Genomic DNA, 18,774 nt, shown 5'->3' on the forward strand with positions numbered 1-18,774 from the left:
GAGCTTCTCCAATACCTGACCTAACTAGTACAGATTAAAATCCGCGGGGAGATGATTTTTCAGACAGCCTCTTAGGACGCCGGCCGTTTTCTTGCGCCGGGCCTGGGGCTGCCTCGCTGCGGCCATGGTTTCCCTGAGTTCGGTCCATGCCCAGTGCGGTGGCACCTGCGGCACTCCGGGGACCCAGACGCTGAAGTTTTCCGGCTCCGCTCAGGTGAAGAGCGGCTCCATCACGGTTAGCATGTACAACCCGGAGACGGGTAATAACGTCACCGTGACCGATTCGGAGTCCGGCGAGGCACTCGCCCAGACGCCCGAGGGATCGATCCCGATCAAACCCGGGGACCCTTACACCGGCACCGTGGAGGTCGTGTCGCAGCCCTTGTCGGGATCTGGATGCGGCACCGTGGCAACCGTGGTGCTAGACCCGGGCTCCACCTGTGGCTATCTCGTCGAATGCTGCACGGTCACCGGCGGGGTTGACGGAGCCTGGTCTGAGAACCTGACCCTCACGTTTCCCGTGATCGCGCTCGGTGGAGCAATCACCGGGACCTATAAAGTCCGCATCACCAAGGAGGCGGACGAGAACAAGGAAGAGGAAGATGACGAGGATGACAGCGAGACCGAGGAGGATAGCTCGTACACCCGAACCTCGCCGCCGTCGATTCCCGAGAATGAACAGGATGTTCCTCCTTTGGTGGATGGTGGACCTCCGACCGCCCAGCCCAGCATGGCGGCCTTTTCCCACACCGTGGACTTGGGGGCCACCCCGCAAACGGCGGGAAGGAATGCCGGATCGCTGATCCTCGCGGCTTCGATCACCGAGGGCGCGGCGAATCCGGATCTGCTGAAGGTGACGAATTCATTCGGCCTCGCTGCGCCGGAGTTCGAGGTGATACCGAATCCCGATACCCCCGAAATCATAGGACAGGTGAAGACTGATGCCTGTCTGGCGAAGGTTCTGTCGATCGAGGATGGCTTCCAGATACTCATTTACCAAGCCGGGGACTTCGTGGTGCCGCGCCAGCCAAACCAGTTGTATGCCACCATCGACGGACGCCTGCCCGTCCGCGAATACACCTACAGCAAGGTGTACCCGGCAAGCGGTCACCAAGGTGGCATCAGCATCACCACGCAGACCGCCGGAGGAAGCCCGCGGACAAGAGTGTATCTTTCCACTTCAGGGACGGGGGACGCGTGGAGAATCGTCGGCCCCGGCGGACTTCAGGTGACGGACTACGTGTCGAACTTCCATTACGACGAGGACTACGACGGCACCAAGGACCGTTGGATCCGCACCGACGAAGAAACCGTTTCTCGCAGTGGGATCGCCTACTCCGAGACCGAGCGCGACTACCAGTATCAGGTCCTGCGCCAAGGAACGGCTGTGGTGCAATCCCATCAGTTCCTTTTGGAAGAGCGGAGGTCTGTGTCACCGACCGAGCCGGACCTCATTACCACCTACGAACCGCATCCGGATTTCCTCGGCCAAGCGAAGTCGGTCACTCGGTCGGATGGCTCTTGGGAAGTTTATGACTATTACGATGCCTCGTCCGGTTGGCGGGGCAGGACGAAGACCGTCCTTCGCCCGTGGAACGGACTGCCGGTGTTGCCATCCGACGCTACCGCTTCGACTCCGACCCAGAACTGCGAAGTCACGACCTTCACCTACACCAGTGGCAGCAATGGCGGTCTGGTGGTGGACGAGGAAGTCACCACCTTGCCTGTTGTCGGCACGGTGAAGAAAGAAACGACCGCACCTGCGTGGGTTCCCGTCACCGGTACCGGTGGTAACCCCGGGGTCGCGGATTTGCTGCTGCTCGCCGGCATCCATTCGGAATGGGCTCCTGCGGCGGTCAATATCCAGGAAACTTCGCGCCATCGCTGGGCCTCGGCGAGCGAGTCGTTGCGGAGCACCCGCCTCAGCTACGTGCGGGGCACAGGCCCGGTCCGCCCGTGGCAGGGGCGTTCCGCAGGTTCAATCGATTCCGACCTCCGCGGCTCGCTGACCGGCTACGAACTCGGCACTTACGCCGCGGGAGTCTTCACCCCGAATACCACGGCCAATGGCGGCACCGGAACCCATGTGAGGGCAATCACCGTTGAGGTTCAGGGAGAAGTCGATGGCACGCCAAGTTTTGCCTTCCTGGAGCTCGGGGAGAGCACCAAGACCGAGGTGATCGAGGACGAGGATGGACGCGTCCTGAGCGAGCAATTGTTCGTCCGGACCGGCACAGGCAGTTGGAGCCCGGCGACAGATACCACCTACGAGTATGGCTTCTGGCCCAATGGATCCGTGAAGGAAGTGACCCGCAAGCACGACGGACGAATCGTGGAGAGGACCTTGGAAGTCTCGAGATATGAGACCCATTCGTGGGATGAGCAGGGAATCGAAACCCGCGAGGTCCGCGACGCGCTCGGCCGCACCCTCAGTGTTACCAAGGTGGGCATCGTCGGTTCGCAGCCCGATGTGGTGACCAGCTATACTTACTCCGGCCGGACCGTGACCCGAACGTCACTGGCGGCGCGCTTTCCCTGACCACTTCCACGACCGCCGACTGGGCCGGGCGGAGAATCTCGGCGACTGACCAGACCGGGGCGGTGACACAGACGACCTACCTCAACTCTGGCCGCAGCGTTCAAGACATCTTGCCTGGAGGTGCCAGCCGGTCGACGAACCAGAATCTGGACGGCCGGACCATTTCCGTCACTGGTGGGGCCGTGGTGTCCCGAAGATGGGGGTTTGAGGCCTTGAGCGGGGGCAATCTTCAGACCAGAGCCGGGATCGGCATCCTGGGGAATTCACCCCGTTACGTGAAAACCGTGACCGATTGGGCGGGACGCACCGTGTCCCAAATCACCCCCGATCCAGCGGGCGGGGCTGAGATCGTCACCACCACCACCTATGCGCCGGGAACCAACCGCGTGGTCTCGATCTCTTCCAGCGCGCCGAATGTGGCTACCCTCCACACCCAACGGTACTACTCGACCTCAGACGTGACTTACCAAGGCTACGACTTGAATTCCGATGGCTATCTCACTTACTACATCGACCGCCTGACCGAGACCAAGCGCACCTACGAGGCCGAGGCCGGCCTGTGGTGGGAAGTGTCATCGCAGAAGACCTACGACTATTCTGAATCGGCGATCACCACCGTTTCGAAGCGCCGCCTGCATGGAAGCGCCGGCGGGATGGCCTCCGTTGCGATTCAGGTCTCATCGGGCTGCGAGGTGCTCACTACCTCGGTGGTCTTCGACCGCACCGCCACGGCCAAGAGCCGCATCGAGACGATTTCCCGATCGACCTCCAACCTCAGCGCGGTGTCGACCGACCTCAACGGGCTGACAGTCTCCGAAACTTCGCATGTCTCGCTGCAGCCCACCTCCTACGGCTATGACAGCCTGGGGCGCCGGATCTCCGAGCGCACGCCGGCTGGCGCGGTCACCCGCACCGCCTACAAGACCAATGGTCAGGTCGACACCGTCACCGATCCCTTCGGCAAGGTTACCAGCTACGCTTACCATCCGCCGACTCAGCAGGCGGCCGGGCGCGTCGGCACGATCACGAAGCCGGACGGGAAAACCGTCACCTATGCCTATTCGACTCGCGGCGAGGTCACCCAGATTGGCGGCACGGCGGAGTACCGGCAGGATTTCGCCTACAACGTCTACGGCGAAAAAGTGACCCTGACCACTTGGCGTGATGGCACGAACTCCAGCGTCACGACTTGGGTCTATCACCCAGGGACCGGTCTTCTGCTGGAGAAGCGCTATGCGGATACCAACAAGACCACCTACACGTACCACTCATCGGGCAAGCTGGCCAGCCGGGTGTGGGCGCGTGGTGTCAGCGCGAGCTACAGCTACAACGCCTACGGCGATCTCACGGGCATCGATTATTCGGACGCCACGCCCGACGTCACAATGCCCTCGCTCGATCGTCTCGGCCGGCCGCTGGTGATCACCCAGGATGGAATCGGATCGGAAGACCTCAGCTACCATCCAGCTCAAGGCGGACTCAAATCGCGTTCCTTCCAGAGCGGCCATTCCCTGCTTCCCGGCATTGGCATCAGCTACTCCAATCCGCGCCCGGACGGCAGCCCGGCGGGGTTCTCAGAAACCCAGGCCAGTGGCCCTCACACCAGCCAGATGGCCTATAGCAGCTACGTTTACGACGACCGCGGCCGCATGGACTACGTCTACGACGGCTTGAGCGAGGTTCACCGCTATGGCTACAATCCGCTGACCTCGCGGATCGAAACCGTCCAGTGGGGATACACGGAAGCTCTCTTCCGCCAGCGCCGGAATCACGATGTCGCCGGCCGATTGCTCGCCATCCACAGCGACGCGATCTCGGGCAGCACCGCCACGCCGCTGACCCGCTACGGCTACGAATTGGACAATGTCGGCCGCCGGACCAAGGCCACGTTGATCGACGGCTCGAACTGGAACTACGGCTACAATGACCGCAGCGAGGTCACTTCCGCCGTCCGCAAGAATGCCACGGGCACGACCATCCCGGCGCTGGGAGCGACCTATCAGTACGATGGCATCGGCAACCGCACCTTGAGCACCTCCGATGTGCTGGGCACGCGGACCTACACACCGAACGGGCTCAACCAGTATGCCAGCATCACCACCACCACCACTCGCACGGTGACCGGACGCGCTCCGGCAGCGGATCCCGTGTCGGTGAATGGCACGGCGCTCACGGCCGGAAACCGCACTGGCGACATCTTCCACTTCACCTTGCCGTCCGCAGCGAATTCGAGTTCGCCGGTGTGGCAGCCTGCCACGATTGTTTCGCAGGGAACCACCATCGACCGCGCCTTCTACCATCCCAAGGCCGACACCACGCCGATGTACGACCTCGATGGGAACCTTGTCAACGACGGGCGCTGGGTGTACTCGTGGGACGCGGAAAACCGCCTGATCCAGATGGAGTCCACCACCCAGGCCGTGACTGCGGGTGCCCCGTACCGGAAGCTCGCCTTCCGCTACGATGCGGGTGGCCGGCGCTTGTCCAAGACGGTGTATCAAGGCACCGCCTCGGTGCCGGTCTTCGCGTCCAGCACCCGCTGGATCTACGATGGCTGGAACCCGGTTTCGGAGTTCAGCGCCACCGCGGAAACGGGTGGCACGGTCACCCGGACCAAGTCGTACACTTGGGGCCTGGACCTTTCTGGATCGATCCAAGGAGCCGGCGGCGTCGGCGGCCTGTTGGCGGTCACCCTTCACAACGGCTACTCGAATGTCAGCTACTGCCCGTCCTACGACGGCAACGGCAATATCGTGGCTTGGACTTTGGAGGGGCAAACCGCACCGGTGTCGCGGCGGGAGTATGATGCGTTCGGAAATACCATGGTGGAGCAGGGAACGGCACCATCGGACCATGGATTTTCGACGAAGATGCAGGATGCTGAAACGGGACTCTATTACTACGGCTACCGTTATTATGACGCCGTGACGGGAAAATGGGTGAATAGGGATCCAATTGAAGAAGAGGGTGGAGTTAATTTATTCTGCTTCATAAATAATAATGGTATTGATGCGGTGGATGGGCTGGGCTTGATTAAGCATGGATGTTGTCTTGAGAGTATAACGGTAACGATTAAAAAACCGCTTCAAGCCCGTGGAAAAGGATCGCAACCATTTAGCGTTGAAGTTCGCTATAAAAAGAAGGGTGAAATAGTTACCCGAGAGTCTACTGGGGAGGAGATCTGTTGTAATCCGGAGGCATGCCAATTTACCCAGTGGGTTAAAGGTTCGTTAGGGCAGGTCCAAACTGCGGCTAACGGCACAGAAACGGTTGGGGGTATTCATCCGCAATTTACTAACTCTCAAGGCACGAAAGTGTATCCAGATGTTTGGGTTGACGATGGCTATCATAATAACACCGTGTGGGATGACGATAAATCCATAGAAGTAATATCATATACCGATAGCCCCGGCATGGTGCCGACTGATGGTAAGATTTGGAATCTCGTCTTACATTTCAAATGGGAGGTTGTTGATATCCCTACTAACGAAATAATCGATGACCAGAAAGCTGGATCGATCAACTTCCGAGGATCCAAAGATTCAATTGTTACTGTCGTCGCTCAATAGCAAGCCTGCGATGCCTACTCATAGAAATCGAATTATGTTGATCATTAGCGCTACAAGGACCCTGATTTTCGGGATCGTCTTCTCTATTTATTCTTTCATGGGGGAATCGAGAGCGGAAAGTTTGCAGGAAAAAATCAATTACGATAATTTTTCATTAGCTCGAAAGGATTTTAGTGATCGCCAAGGGGGCATGCCCTACATATCAGGTGGGAAGGAGATCGTTAATAAAGACTCTGACCGAGCGATGTCAGACGCCGATATTGGAGTTCTTGCTATTTATCTCTTTGAGCGCGGTAATGTGGGCGAGCGCGAGTTTTTTATGGGGTTGCTCTCCGATAATAAAATTGTTCGCTGTGCTTCGTGTTATGTGATGAAGCATAAATATGGCCACAGTGAAGACATTCCACCTTTTCGCTACGAGGATGATCCACTGAGTGACGCCAATTGGAAAAATATTGAATTTTGGAGAACTAGGATTCTGGAACAAAGGCCGAGAGAAGTGTCCAAGTGATATCGCGAGATCACTGTGTTTGCGATGCGTAAGCTCGCTTTTCATCGCTTTCTTTTCGAATCAAGATCGAAGCGTTTCCTCTTCCTGTCTGTGCTGCGTGAATGGGGTCGGTCCCCGCAACGCAACAAACGCCGATCCGCGCCGTACCCCTGCTGCTGCATCTTTGGAATCTTCCTGTCTCCATTTTTGAATTCGTGAAGCCGTTCGCTTTCCTCACCGCCGCTTACACGGCGCTCCTTCCCATCTCCCACGCCGCGACCTTCGAGGTGGCTGGGAACCAATTTCATCTCGACGGCCAAGCGTTCCAGATCCGGGCGGGGGAGATGCACTACCCGCGGATTCCGCGGGCGGAGTGGGCCAACCGGGTGAAGATGGCGAAGGCGATGGGGCTCAACACGGTGTCCCTCTATCTATTCTGGAACCTGCACGAGGAGCGGCCGGGGCAATTCGACTTCGAGGGGCAGAAGGATTTCGTCGCCTTCATCCGCGAGTGCGGGTCGCAGGGGATGAAGGTGATCGTGCGGCCGGGCCCTTATGTCTGCGCGGAGTGGGAGCTGGGTGGCATTCCGGCCTGGGTGATGGCCGAGCCGGGCGTGAAGCTGCGCTCGACCGACCGCCGCTACCTCGAGCCGGCGAAGGCGTGGATGCGGAACGTGGCGGGGATGCTGGAGCCGCTGTCGGTGGCGAAGGACGGCCCGGTGCTGATGCTGCAACTGGAGAACGAATTCGGCTCCTTTGCCAGCGATCCCGAGTACCTGCGCGAGCTGGAGGCCGCGTTGCGCGGCGGCGGCTACACCGGCCTGCTTTTCGCGGGCGATGGACCCGGCGAGGAGACGCAGCGCCGCGGTGGACTGCCGGGCCTGCTGAAGGCGGCGAATTTCGGCAAGGAGGCGAAGCCCGCGTTTGAGACCTTGGAGAAGGTCCAGCCGGGCAAGCCGCGCTTCACTGCGGAATTCTGGATCGGCTGGTTCGATCAATGGGGTCGTCCGCACCACCGGATCGATGCCCGTCAGAAGTCGGCGGATCTGGAGTGGATGATGGACGAGGGGGTTTCCTTCAACCTCTATATGTTCCACGGCGGGACCACCCGCGGCTTCTGGACCGGTGCGAATTGGGACGGCGCCTACCGGCCGACGACGAATTCCTACGACTACTCCGCGCCGCTGGATGAATCCGGCCGGCCGACGCCGAAGTATCACATTTTCCGCGAGATCATTTCCCGGCGGCTCGGCCAGGAAACGCTGCCGGAGGTCCCGGCGCTTCCCTCGCCCGGCACGATCGGGCCGATTTCACTCGGCGAACAGCTTTCCTTCCTGAAGTCGTTGCCGGCCGGGGAGACGAAGGAGGTTCCCGCTTCCATGGAGCAGTTCGGACAGGGCAGGGGATTTGTGCTCTATCGCGCCCAGATCAAGGGGCCGGTGGACGCCCCGCTGGACCTGGCGCAGGTGCAAGACCGGGTGATCGTGCTGCTGGATGGCAAGCGGATCGGCCTCGGCGGCCGCTCGGTCGGGACCACTCCGGTGCAGATCACGGCGGGCGAGGGATCGCACCGGCTGGACCTGCTGGTCGAGAACATGGGGCGGATCAATTTCGGCCCCGTGATGAACAGCGAGCGGAAGGGCCTGACCGGCATCGTGAGGCTCGGTGATCGCGAGCTGGCGGCCTTCGAGCATATCTCGCTGCCCTTGGACCAGCCTCTGGCCGGTGACTACGAGAAGGCCGCCGGAGCCACGGAGCCGGGCCAACTCGTGCTGCGCCGCTCCAAATTCAAGGTGGCGACACCGCAGGACACGTGGCTGGACCTGCGCGGCTTCGGCCGCGGGGTGGTGTGGCTGAATGGCATCAACCTGGGCCGCTACTGGAGCATCGGCCCCCAGCAGACGATCTACGTCCCCTCCGTGTGGCTGCGGAGCGGCGGCGAGGAGAACGAGCTGGTGGTGCTGGAACTGGAGAAGGACGACTGCCCGCAGGAGATCCCGACGCTCAAGGAGCCGGTGTGGTCGATCCTGCCGGGGAAGTGACCGGAGCCCGGGGCGCGGTCTTCAAGCCAAGGAATTCCGATCCGCGGTTGGCAGCAGGTGCCGGCCGTGGAAGGCGACTGTGCCTATGGCCGCGGTGGAGCGAGGTGCCATGTCTTTCGGCCCTGCCCGCGGCACCGCCGATGGAGCGGTGGCTGAGAAGCGGCCTGAAAAACAGCGTCGGAACGGTGCTTTTGAATAGGCCGCTGACGAGCCGGAGGCTGAGGGGCGGGACGCCCCTCCAACGGACTGGGGCAAGATACCCCAGCTACATTCTCCAGACAGGCTCCGAGAGTGGCTTGGACTCCAGAGAGGGTATCCAGCCGGGTCAGGTCGCCCCCGGCCAAAAAAAGGGAACGGCGGAGATCCGCCGTTCCCTGAGAGATGCGCAAGCTTGGTCTTAGACAGCAGGCTTCACCTTCGGAGCACCCGGATTCCACTCGTCACGGGTCAGGAAGCCGTCCTCGTTGGAGTCTTCCTTGGCGAACTTGGCGGAGATGGTCGCCTCCTTGGTTCCCTTCGGGAAGGAGAGGGCGAACTCCTCGATGGAGAGTTTGTCGTCTTCTCCGAGGTCGACTCCTGGGTGGCTGTCGGCGAGGTCGAACTTGTAGTACTTCGCGCCTTCCGGACCCTTGGCCTTGCCCTTCTTGTAGAGGGTCCACTCTTCGAGGGAGAGGCCAACGGGTGCAGCGGCGTCGGCCTTGAGGAAACGCTTGTAGATTTCGATCGGGGCGGTCTTGCCGGTGAAGGTGGCTTCGAACTCAGCGAGGGTGAGGATGTTGTCCACCACGGTGTCAGCGGCGATGAACGAGAGCTCTTCCTTGGTCGGAGCGGTGAGCTCGCCGATGGAGATGCGGAACTCGACAAGGCTGACGGAGGTGGACTTGTCGCGGTCGGCCTTCTTGAACGCTGCCTTGGCCTTCTGGGCGGAGGTGCCTTCTTCGAGGGTGGTGGTGAACTCGACGAGATTGAGGGAGCCGTCGGCAGGAGCGATGTCAGCCGCGGCGAAGGCCAGTTCGCCCTCGGTTGGGGCGCCGGCGAAAGCAGCGCCGGTGAAGGTGATAGCGAGTGCGGCCAGGCGAACGCTGGTACCGAGGGTGCTGTTACGGTTAGTCATGATGTTGTGTATCTAGCAAATGCGATGCGCGGGCTATCTCGGGGGTGGTATGTCAGGCAAGTGAAAATTCAAGATTAGGGGTGATTTCACGATAAATTCACCAATTTTCGATGCGCAATCTTAATAAATGAGGGGGAAGGCGTTCAGAAAGAGCGGTAATCGGGCTTTCTGCGATCTTCTGGCTCCGCGGAAGTTGAGTACGGCCCCTTGCTGTGGCGAGGTAGGGTAAGGGCGCGTGTCGTTGCTGCCGCGGAGGATGTCGGGTTGGTTTGCGTGGGTTGTTGGGGAGTCGCGGGACGCGACCGGGTGCTGAAAAGAGGAGGGCAACCGGGTCGGCCGTGGTGAAAGGTCTCCGTTCTCGCCGAGAGATCGGTGAAAATTGGCGGGTTCTGTGTGAATTGATCCACTTGCAAGTGGGGTGTCGCGGGTTTTTTGGAATTCTATCCGTTTTTCCGGTTGCCAGTGCCGGAGGGGGTTTGCAGACTCCGCGCCCGCGCCGCGAAATCTCCACTGGATGCGTCGCGAAAGAGCTTGTGAAAAATTTCACAAGCGCCCTAAATTTCCTCGCCGAGCACCACCGCCGCACCTTCGTCATGGCCAATTTCTTCCCGCGCTGGACCAACTTGCTGCCGCTGAAAATCGCCGTTTGTGCCGGTGCGGTCGCCGGTGGAGTGGTGCTTGCGGTTACTTACTACGCGACGCCGAAGACCCTCGTGGAGGGCTACCAGCCGTCGCAGCCGATTCCGTTCTCGCACAAGATCCACGTGGATCAACTCGGACTGGACTGCCGCTATTGCCACTCGTTCGTGGACGTTTCCGGGACTTCGAACGTCCCCGGTAATAATACCTGCTGGAATTGCCACCAGCACGTCGCCAAGGACAGCCCGAAGTTGCAGCCGCTGCGCGACCGGATGGATCCGACGCTGAAGCACGCCGATTTCGGCAAGCCGATCGAGTGGGTGCGCATCCACAAGACGCCCGACTACGTCTATTTCAACCACTCGGCGCACGTGAACCGCGGGATTTCCTGCCAGAGCTGCCACGGCCGGGTCGACCAGATGGAGGTGGTCTATCAGGAAAACAGCCTTTCGATGGGCTGGTGCCTCGATTGCCACCGCGCGCCGGAGAAGCACCTGCGCCCGCTCGAGGAGGTCTACAACCTGAAGTACAGCGACGCGGACGTGTCGAAATACACCAAGGACGCCGGGGTGAAGACCACGGAGGACCTCGGCCTCAAGCTCAAGGAGCACTGGCAAATCGTGCCGAAGGAAAGCTGCGCCACCTGCCACCACTGATTTCCCTCCATTTTTCCCTGATCTCTTGAATTTCCGCCGCCCATGAGCAAACGCATCTGGCAACATCCCGAAGTCCCCGCCGGTGAAACCACCGTTTCCTGGCGCAGCCTCGGTCAGCTCGAGGACACTCCGGAATTCCGTTCCTGGATGGAGCGCGAATTCCCGCAGGGAGTCGCGGAAATGAACAGTGAGGAGGACGCCGAGACGTCGCGCCGGTCCTTCCTCAAGCTGATGGGTGCTTCAACCGCGCTGGCCGGCTTCGGCATGGCCGCCTGCCGCCGCCCGGAAAGCTACATCGTTCCTTATAACAAGGCGCCCGAGTGGGTCATCCCCGGCAAGGCGACCTATTATGCTTCCAGCCGTCCCACCGCCTCCGGCGCGGTGCCGCTGGTGGTGACCACTTTCGAAGGCCGCCCGACCAAGGTCGCTCCGAACACGCTGCACCCGGACACCTCCGGAACCGATGCCTTCACGCAGGCCTCCGTGCTCGACCTGTATTCGCCCTCGCGCTCACGCAAGGTGCTGAAGCAGAGCAAGCCGGGAACCCGCGCCGAGTTCGAGACCGTGCTGGCCGCCCTCGCCGCTGACAAGTCGGCCAAGGTTGGTTTCGTTTTCGGTGACGATGTTTCCCCGACGCGCTCGCGCCTGGTGAAGGAACTCGGCACCAAGTTCACCGCCGCGAAATTCTACGCCTACGAAGCGCTGAGCGGCTCGAAGCTGTTCGGCGATGGTGTCCGCGCGGTGGCCGATTTCGCGAAGGCCGACCGGGTCGTCGCGATCGACTGCGACTTCGGCTCACTGGATTTCCAAGGCTCGACGGTCCCGTTCTTCGAACGCCGCAAGCCGGAAGGAAGAGACTACTCGCAGAAGGCCGATGCCGCCTCGATGAACCGCCTCTATGCGGTCGAGAGCGCCTACTCACTGACCGGCGGCATGGCCGATCACCGCTTGCGCGTGGCACCGAGCCAGTTGCTGGGCATCGCCGCCTACATCGCCAGCGCGCTCGGCGTTTCGCAGGCCGCGGGTGTGCCTGCGACGACGGATGAGAAGACGATTTCCTGGCTGAAGCCGCTGGTGGCCGATCTTCAAGGCTCCGCCGGCAAGTCCGTCGTGCTCGCCGGATCCCGTCTGCCGGATGCGATCCAGACGCTGGTCGCCGCAATCAACGAGAAGCTCGGCAACGTCGGCGAAGGCAAGCCGCTGCGCTACCTCCGCACGGAGAACGAAGGCTTCGGCGACATCGCCGCGCTCAAGGGTGACCTCGACGGCGGCGCGATCGACACGCTGATCCTGCTGACCCCGGCCAATCCGATCCTCGACGCTCCGACCGACCTGAAGATTGCCGACTCCTTCGCCAAGGCAAAGACGGTCATCCACCTTGGCGAACGCACCGACGCCACCGCGCTGGCCGCGACGTGGCACGTGCCATCGAGCCACTACCTCGAAAGCTGGTCGGACGCCCGCACGGTCAATGGTGTCTACACGGTCGTCCAGCCGATGATCCTGCCGCTCTATTCCGACTGCGCCAGCGAGCTGGAAATCCTTTCCGCCCTACTGACCGACGAGGGCAAGCTGGTCACCGGTGAAGGTGCCGAAGGCAAGCCCTCGCCGGCCTACGACGCGGTGAAGAAGACCTTCGAAGCGATCGGCGGCAAGAGCACCGATGCTTGGAAGAAGCTGCTGCGCGACGGCTTCCAACCCGGAACCTCGTTCGAGGCCGTTTCCGCGACCGTTCCTAGCGGTGCCATTTCCGCGCCGGCGGCGGCGACCGATGGTTATGAGGTCATCTTTGCGACCGACGCCTCGGTTTACGACGGCCGCTGGATCGACAATGGCTGGCTGCAGGAAGCGCCCGATCCGATTTCCAAGCTTTGCTGGGACAATGCCGCGCTGATCGCGCCGCAGACCGCGAAGGACATGGATCTCTACGAGGAGATCGTCGAGCTGGAGAAGGTCAGCGCGCTCGGCAAGCGCACCAACGTCGGCGAAGACGGCGAAGGTGAGCACCGCACCGGCCCGATGATCAAGATCACGGTCAACGGAGCCTCGCTCGAGATCCCGGTGATGATTTCCTTCGGCCAGGCCGAAAAGACCATCGTGCTGCCACTTGGCTACGGCCAGGGCTTCGATGATGAGGACAAGTTCGACCGCGGGCCGAAGAACACCGGTGCCACCGGCCAGGTCGGCCTGAACTCCGGCTTCAATGCCTACCCGCTGCGCACCGCCGCCGCATCCTACTTCGTCACCGGTGCCGCCGTTGAGAAGACCGGCAAGCGCTACCCGCTGGCCGTCATCCAAGAGCACCACGCGATGTATGGCCGTGCGCTCGCCCGCGAGGTTTCGACCCAGACGGACAAGGAGAAGGGCGACTTCGCGAAGCAGCTCCACGAGGTGAAGCTGCAGGGCAACGACAGCCACGCACCGCCGAACATTTCCCTCTACAAGCAGGAGGACAACAAGGGCGTCAAACACAACTGGGACGAGCTCCACCAGTGGGGCATGTCGATCGACCTGTCCTCCTGCATGGGCTGCAACGCCTGCCTCATCGCCTGCCAGGCGGAGAACAACATCCCGATCGTCGGCAAGGAGCAGGTCGCCCGCGGCCGTGAAATGCACTGGATCCGCATGGATCGCTACTACGCGATCGACGGGCACAACGACTTCGACCCCGGCAATCCGTCGTTCGTGCCGCAGCCGGTGGCCTGCGTGCAGTGCGAAAGCGCGCCGTGCGAGACCGTCTGCCCGGTCAACGCCACGGTCCACAGCGAGGACGGCCTCAACGTGATGGCCTACAACCGCTGCATCGGCACCCGCTACTGCGCGAACAACTGCCCGTATAAGGCACGCCGCTTCAACTTCTTCGACTACAACAAGCGCAACCCGCTCGTTCCGCACAACCTCTACAAGGGTCCCTTCGGCGAGAAGCAGGTCGGCACCGCGCCGCACCTCCAGCGCAACCCGAACGTGTCGGTCCGCATGCGCGGCGTCATGGAAAAGTGCACCTACTGCGTGCAGCGCCTCAAGGACGCGAAGATCCGCCAGAAGCGCGGCCAGAAGCAGGAAGCCCTGCTCGCCGGCAAGGCTTCGCCGGATTCGCAGGTCACCACGCACACGCTGCGCATCCCGGTGGACTCCGTGAAGGTCGCCTGCCAAGAGGCCTGCCCGGCCGGCGGCATCGAGTTCGGCAACATGAAGGACGGCGACAAGGCGGTCATGAACCGCGCCAAGGCGGTGGACCGGAATTACGACCTCCTCAACTACATCGGCACCAAGCCGCGCACCAGCTACCTGGCACGCGTCAAGAACCCGAATCCCGGAATGCCGGATGCCGCCTTTGTCGGCAAAGCCACCATTCACATGCACTGATCACTTCGTGATGAGTTGATTTCGTTAATTGAGAAATTGAGCGACTAAGGCCCGAATGACCCAATTAACCCAATTTTCCTAATTTCCCATTCATCCATGGCCTCCGCCACCGAACACGCGCCGAGCACGACACGCCAAGGACCGAAACTTCCGGTCCTGGAGCGTGAAAAGCTCATTCTGAACGGCCGCTCCTATCACTGGATCACCGAGCGCATCTGCAGCGTGCTGGAGAACCGCCAGCCCATGTTGTGGTGGCTGCTGTTCATCCCGTCCGCGCTGATTGCCATGGTCGGCGTCGGGCTCAGCCTGACCTACCTCGTGTCGACTGGTGTCGGCGTGTGGGGCATGTCCAACCGCACCTTCTGGGGCTGGGACATTACGAACTTCGTGTTCTGGATCGGTATCGGCCACGCCGGCACCCTGATCTCCGCCGTGCTCTTCCTGACGCGGCAAAACTGGCGAACGTCGATCAACCGCGCCGCCGAGGCGATGACGATTTTCGCGGTGATGTGCGCCGGCATTTTCCCGGCATTCCACGTCGGCCGCGTGTGGATGGCGTGGTTCCTCGCGCCGATCCCGAACGCCAATGCGATCTGGCAGAACTTCAAGTCGCCGCTGCTGTGGGACGTGTTCGCCGTTTCGACCTACTTCACGATCTCGCTGATCTTCTGGTATCTCGGCATGGTGCCGGACCTCGCGACCATCCGCGACCGGTGCAAGCCGGGCCTGCGCAAGATGCTCTACGGCATCTTCTCCCTAGGCTGGCGCGGCGGCAACCGCCAGTGGAGCCACTATGAAATGGCCTACCTCCTTCTGGCAGCCCTTTCTACGCCGCTGGTGCTCTCGGTGCACTCGGTCGTGTCCTTCGACTTCGCCACCTCCGTCGTCCCCGGCTGGCACACCACGATCTTCCCGCCATACTTCGTCGCAGGCGCCATCTTCGGTGGCTTCGCGATGGTGCTCACCATCATGGTCCCGGCCCGCCAGCTCTATGGGCTGCACGACCTGATCACGATGAAGCACATCGACAACATGGCGAAGATCATCCTGCTGACCGGCACGATCGTCGGCTACGCCTACCTGATGGAGCTGTTCGTGGCCTACTACTCGGGCGCGCTCTATGAAATGGAGGCCTTCCGCATCCGCATCACCGGCCCGTATTGGTGGGCCTACGTGGCGATGATGTCCTGCAACGTGCTCTCCCCGCAGCTCTTCTGGTGGAAGGCCTGCCGCGAGAACCTCTGGGTCGTGATGGCCGTGGCGATGTGCGTGAACGTCGGCATGTGGTTCGAGCGCTTCGTCATCATCGTCGGCACCCTGGGACGGATGTTCCTGCCGGGCGACTGGAAGACCTACTCGCCGAGCTGGGTGGAGATCTCGCTGTTCATCGGCACCATCGGCATGTTCCTGGCGCTGTTCCTCCTCTTCCTGCGCTTCCTGCCCTGCATCAACATCGCCGAGGTGAAGTGGACCCTGCTCGAGTCCGACCCGCACCACGACGACAAGCACGATCACCCCGACCACGGTGCCGAAGCCGTGGCGGCCTACCAGCACGAGCTTCACTCCAAAGGCGCGGCAGAAGCCAAAGCGTGATCCCTGGGCACCTGGAACTTCTTACCTGGCACTTCCAACAGTGAGTACTACCCGCAAACGAGTTTACGGTTACCTGGCCGAGTTCGGCAGCGCCTCCGCCCTTTACAAGGCCGCGGAAAAGGTGCGCGACGCCGGCTACCGCAAATGGGACTGCCACACGCCCTATCCGGTACACGGCCTTGATGGTGCGATGGGCATGAAGCGCTCGATCCTGCCTTGGTTCGTCTTCTTCGGCGGCATGCTCGGCACCTTCACCGGGTTCTTCCTCGCCTCCGCCACCCAGACCGAGATCTGGGGCTGGCTGCCGGGAATGAACAACGCGATCGAAAGCTACCCGACGGTGGTGCAGGCCAAGCCGGCGAACATCTTCACCGTGCCGGCCTTCTTCCCGATCATGTTCGAGCTCACGATCTTGTTCTCGGGCTTCACCACCTTGTTCGGCCTGCTGGCGCTGATGAAGCTGCCGCGCCTGAATCACCCGCTTTTCGCCAGCCGCCAGTTTCACCGCGCGACCGACGATGCATTCTTCATCGCCCTGGAAGCCCGCGATCCAAAATTCACCCCTGAAGGCACCCGCCAGTTCCTTGAGGAAATCGGCGGAAAGAGCATCGAACTCGTCGAAGAAGAGGACTGATCCCCGGACCTCAGATTACCGATTCCCAATTTCAGATTTCCCGTCGTGAAATACTTCTTCCTCGCCTACGCGATCATCGCAGCACTGTTCATCGGCCTGATGCCGATGCGTGGCGGCAAGTCCCCGGACGCGCCGATCCGGCTGTTCCCGGACATGGATGAGCAGGACAAGATCAAGCCCCAGAAGCCGAGTGAATTCTTCGCTGACGGCCAAGGCGCGCGCCAGCCGGTCCACGGCACCCAGGCACTGGGTCTCAACCCGGAAGGCCTGAAGGAAATCGGCGGCATCCCCGAGCAAGAGTTCGGCGGCGGCACCGGCCACCTCGCCACCGGCGGCATCGACGACTACTTCGCGAACGGCATGCCGGAAGCGCTCGGCCTGACCACCGAAAACGTCGGTGCCTTCCTCAAGCGCGGTGAAGAGGTCTTCAACGTCAACTGCGCGATCTGCCACGGCAAGTCGGGCGACGGCCAAGGCATGACCGGCCACTTCGGCGTGCCCGGCATCGCCAACCTGACACAGGATACTTACGCGCAAGCCACCTACCCGGATGGCCGCCTTTTCTACGTGATCTCCGAAGGCAAGGGCAACATGGGACCGTACAAGCACAACATCGCCCTGCGCGACCGTTGGGCGGTCGTCGCCTACATCCGCGCCCTGCAACTCGCCCGCAAGGCTCCTTACGATGCCGTGAAGGACGCCTTCGACAAGGGTATCGCCGCGCAAGCCCCGTAATCATTTTCCCCGATGGCACACCACCACGTCACTTCTGCCGACATCCCGGTTGACGGCGAGCGTCTCGTCAATTCCAAGGTCGAGACCGTCAAGCGCTTCGCGGGCGGCGCAGCCGTCCTGCTTGGCTTGATCAGCGTTTACCTGCTCTTCTTCACCGGCCCGAAGATCGCCGCCCCGTTCGCCTACTCGTGGCTGTTCGCGATGTTCTTCTTCTTCACGCTGGCTGCCGGGGGTTGCTTCTGGACGCTGCTGCACAATGTTTCCAACTCAGGGTGGGGGACTTCGGTCCGTCGCATCATGGAGAACCTTGGCTCAGTGTTTCCCTACATGTTCATCTTCGCGGTCCCGCTGCTGTTCCCGCAGGTCCAGCAGTGGCTCTATGAGTGGATGAATGCGCACCGCGAGGCCGGTGGGGCCGTCTTTGAAAGCGATGTCAAAAGCCTTTTTGGCTTCTACGGCACGAAGTCGATGAAGGACGCCCTCATGGCTAACCACGAAGGCCTTCTGGCGAACAAGAACTGGTACATGAACCAGTTCGCCTGGTATGCCCGCTTCTTCTTCTACTTCATCGGCCTCGGTCTGGTGATCCGCACGCTGCGGAAGTTCTCGGTCAATCAGGACACCGATCCGAATCCGACCACGAAGAACCTGTTCAAGGCCCGCTTCCACTCGACCTACACGCTGATCATCTTCGCGATCACCATCACCTTCGCCGCCATCGATTGGCTGCAGGGCATGAGCTACGCGTGGTTCTCCACCATGTGGGGCGTTTACATCTTCGCCGGTGCCGCGCTGAACTCGATGGCCGTGATCATCATCACTGCCGCCCTGATGCAGAAGGCCGGCTACCTGAAGCACGTGACGGGTCCCGAGCACTACCACATCATGGGCAAGCTGCTGCTGGCCTTCACGATCTTCTGGGCCTACATCGCCTTCTCGCAGTTCTTCCTGATCTGGTATGCGAACATCACCGAGGAAACCACGTGGTTCCTCGACCGCAATACCGGCGGCTGGAACACCGCCAGCATCGCGCTGGTCTTCTGCCACTTCGTCATTCCCTTCGTCATCCTGCTGCAGGCCTGGCTGAAGAAGAACCCGAAGATGCTCTCGATCATGGCCGGCTACACGCTGTTGATGCACGTGCTCGACCACTACATCATCACCATCCCGGAGCGCTCGGTTTCGCTCTACGGCATGGCCTTCGCCGGAGACAAGCGCCTCGCCGACTTCCTTCACGTCAGCACTTCGGTTCCCGGCGCATTCTGGGGCGACATCCTCGCCTTCCTTGCGGTGGGTTCGGGCTTCATCTTCTTCTACCTGCGCGCCCTCACCAAGACCGCGACCTACCCGCACCGCGACCCGCGCATCCTCGAGTCCGCCAACGTCTCGAATTGATT

At 61.4% G+C, this 18,774-nt stretch carries 11 protein-coding genes; 10 read left to right on the plus strand and 1 reads right to left on the minus strand.

The genetic code is table 11. The annotated features are described in order from the left end of the window. The first annotated feature begins 124 nt into the window (after positions 1-124). The 4 genes from OKA05_RS25880 to OKA05_RS25895 all read left to right on the plus strand — a co-directional run bounded on the left by OKA05_RS25880 (position 125) and on the right by OKA05_RS25895 (position 8,640). Complete coding sequence (locus OKA05_RS25880) at positions 125-2,539, plus strand: hypothetical protein (RefSeq protein ID WP_264490118.1); 2,415 nt, start codon at positions 125-127, stop codon at positions 2,537-2,539. Positions 2,540-2,814: 275 nt separating this feature from the next. Next, on the plus strand, positions 2,815-6,108 hold the full coding sequence (locus OKA05_RS25885; RefSeq protein ID WP_264490119.1) for an RHS repeat-associated core domain-containing protein: 3,294 nt from the start codon (positions 2,815-2,817) through the stop codon (positions 6,106-6,108). A 34-nt stretch (positions 6,109-6,142) separates the two neighbouring features. After that, positions 6,143-6,619 carry a hypothetical protein gene (locus OKA05_RS25890; protein WP_264490120.1) on the plus strand — a complete coding sequence of 159 codons (477 nt, stop codon included), beginning with the start codon at positions 6,143-6,145 and terminating at the stop codon, positions 6,617-6,619. A gap of 194 nt (positions 6,620-6,813) precedes the next feature. Next, positions 6,814-8,640: a glycoside hydrolase family 35 protein gene (locus OKA05_RS25895; protein ID WP_264490121.1), complete on the plus strand. Its 1,827-nt coding sequence runs from the start codon at positions 6,814-6,816 to the stop codon at positions 8,638-8,640. 397 nt (positions 8,641-9,037) lie between these two features. Here OKA05_RS25895 and OKA05_RS25900 read toward each other — a convergent pair whose 3' ends face one another. Then, complete coding sequence (locus tag OKA05_RS25900; RefSeq protein ID WP_264490122.1) at positions 9,038-9,754, minus strand: EF-hand domain-containing protein; 717 nt, start codon at positions 9,752-9,754, stop codon at positions 9,038-9,040. Between the two features lie 533 nt (positions 9,755-10,287). Here OKA05_RS25900 and OKA05_RS25905 point away from each other — a divergent pair. The 6 genes from OKA05_RS25905 to OKA05_RS25930 all read left to right on the plus strand — a co-directional run bounded on the left by OKA05_RS25905 (position 10,288) and on the right by OKA05_RS25930 (position 18,772). Then, positions 10,288-11,049 carry a cytochrome c3 family protein gene (locus OKA05_RS25905; protein ID WP_264490123.1) on the plus strand — a complete coding sequence of 254 codons (762 nt, stop codon included), beginning with the start codon at positions 10,288-10,290 and terminating at the stop codon, positions 11,047-11,049. A 42-nt stretch (positions 11,050-11,091) separates the two neighbouring features. Next, a complete protein-coding gene (locus OKA05_RS25910) occupies positions 11,092-14,415 on the plus strand; it encodes a TAT-variant-translocated molybdopterin oxidoreductase (RefSeq protein ID WP_264490124.1) in 3,324 nt (1,107 codons plus the stop codon). Between the two features lie 96 nt (positions 14,416-14,511). Beyond that, positions 14,512-16,008 (plus strand): NrfD/PsrC family molybdoenzyme membrane anchor subunit, encoded by a 1,497-nt coding sequence (nrfD, locus tag OKA05_RS25915; RefSeq protein WP_264490125.1) that lies wholly within the window; start codon positions 14,512-14,514, stop codon positions 16,006-16,008. Positions 16,009-16,048: 40 nt separating this feature from the next. Further along, on the plus strand, positions 16,049-16,642 hold the full coding sequence (locus tag OKA05_RS25920) for a DUF3341 domain-containing protein (RefSeq protein WP_264490126.1): 594 nt from the start codon (positions 16,049-16,051) through the stop codon (positions 16,640-16,642). A 45-nt stretch (positions 16,643-16,687) separates the two neighbouring features. Beyond that, positions 16,688-17,377 carry a c-type cytochrome gene (locus tag OKA05_RS25925; protein WP_264490127.1) on the plus strand — a complete coding sequence of 230 codons (690 nt, stop codon included), beginning with the start codon at positions 16,688-16,690 and terminating at the stop codon, positions 17,375-17,377. Between the two features lie 12 nt (positions 17,378-17,389). Then, on the plus strand, positions 17,390-18,772 hold the full coding sequence (locus tag OKA05_RS25930) for a hypothetical protein (RefSeq protein ID WP_264490128.1): 1,383 nt from the start codon (positions 17,390-17,392) through the stop codon (positions 18,770-18,772). The last annotated feature ends 2 nt before the right edge of the window (positions 18,773-18,774 follow it).

The organism is Luteolibacter arcticus, from assembly GCF_025950235.1.
GTDB classification, from domain to species: domain Bacteria; phylum Verrucomicrobiota; class Verrucomicrobiia; order Verrucomicrobiales; family Akkermansiaceae; genus Haloferula; species Haloferula arctica.

Bases quoted from the DNA above. Each gene is read 5' to 3' on its own strand.
- OKA05_RS25880 (WP_264490118.1), top strand. From the start codon at position 125: ATGGTTTCCCTGAGTTCGGTCCATGCCCAGTGCGGTGGCACCTGCGGC.
- OKA05_RS25890 (WP_264490120.1), top strand. From the start codon at position 6,143: ATGTTGATCATTAGCGCTACAAGGACCCTGATTTTCGGGATCGTCTTC.
- OKA05_RS25900 (WP_264490122.1), bottom strand. From the start codon at position 9,754: ATGACTAACCGTAACAGCACCCTCGGTACCAGCGTTCGCCTGGCCGCA.
- OKA05_RS25910 (WP_264490124.1), top strand. From the start codon at position 11,092: ATGAGCAAACGCATCTGGCAACATCCCGAAGTCCCCGCCGGTGAAACC.
- nrfD (WP_264490125.1), top strand. From the start codon at position 14,512: ATGGCCTCCGCCACCGAACACGCGCCGAGCACGACACGCCAAGGACCG.
- OKA05_RS25930 (WP_264490128.1), top strand. From the start codon at position 17,390: ATGGCACACCACCACGTCACTTCTGCCGACATCCCGGTTGACGGCGAG.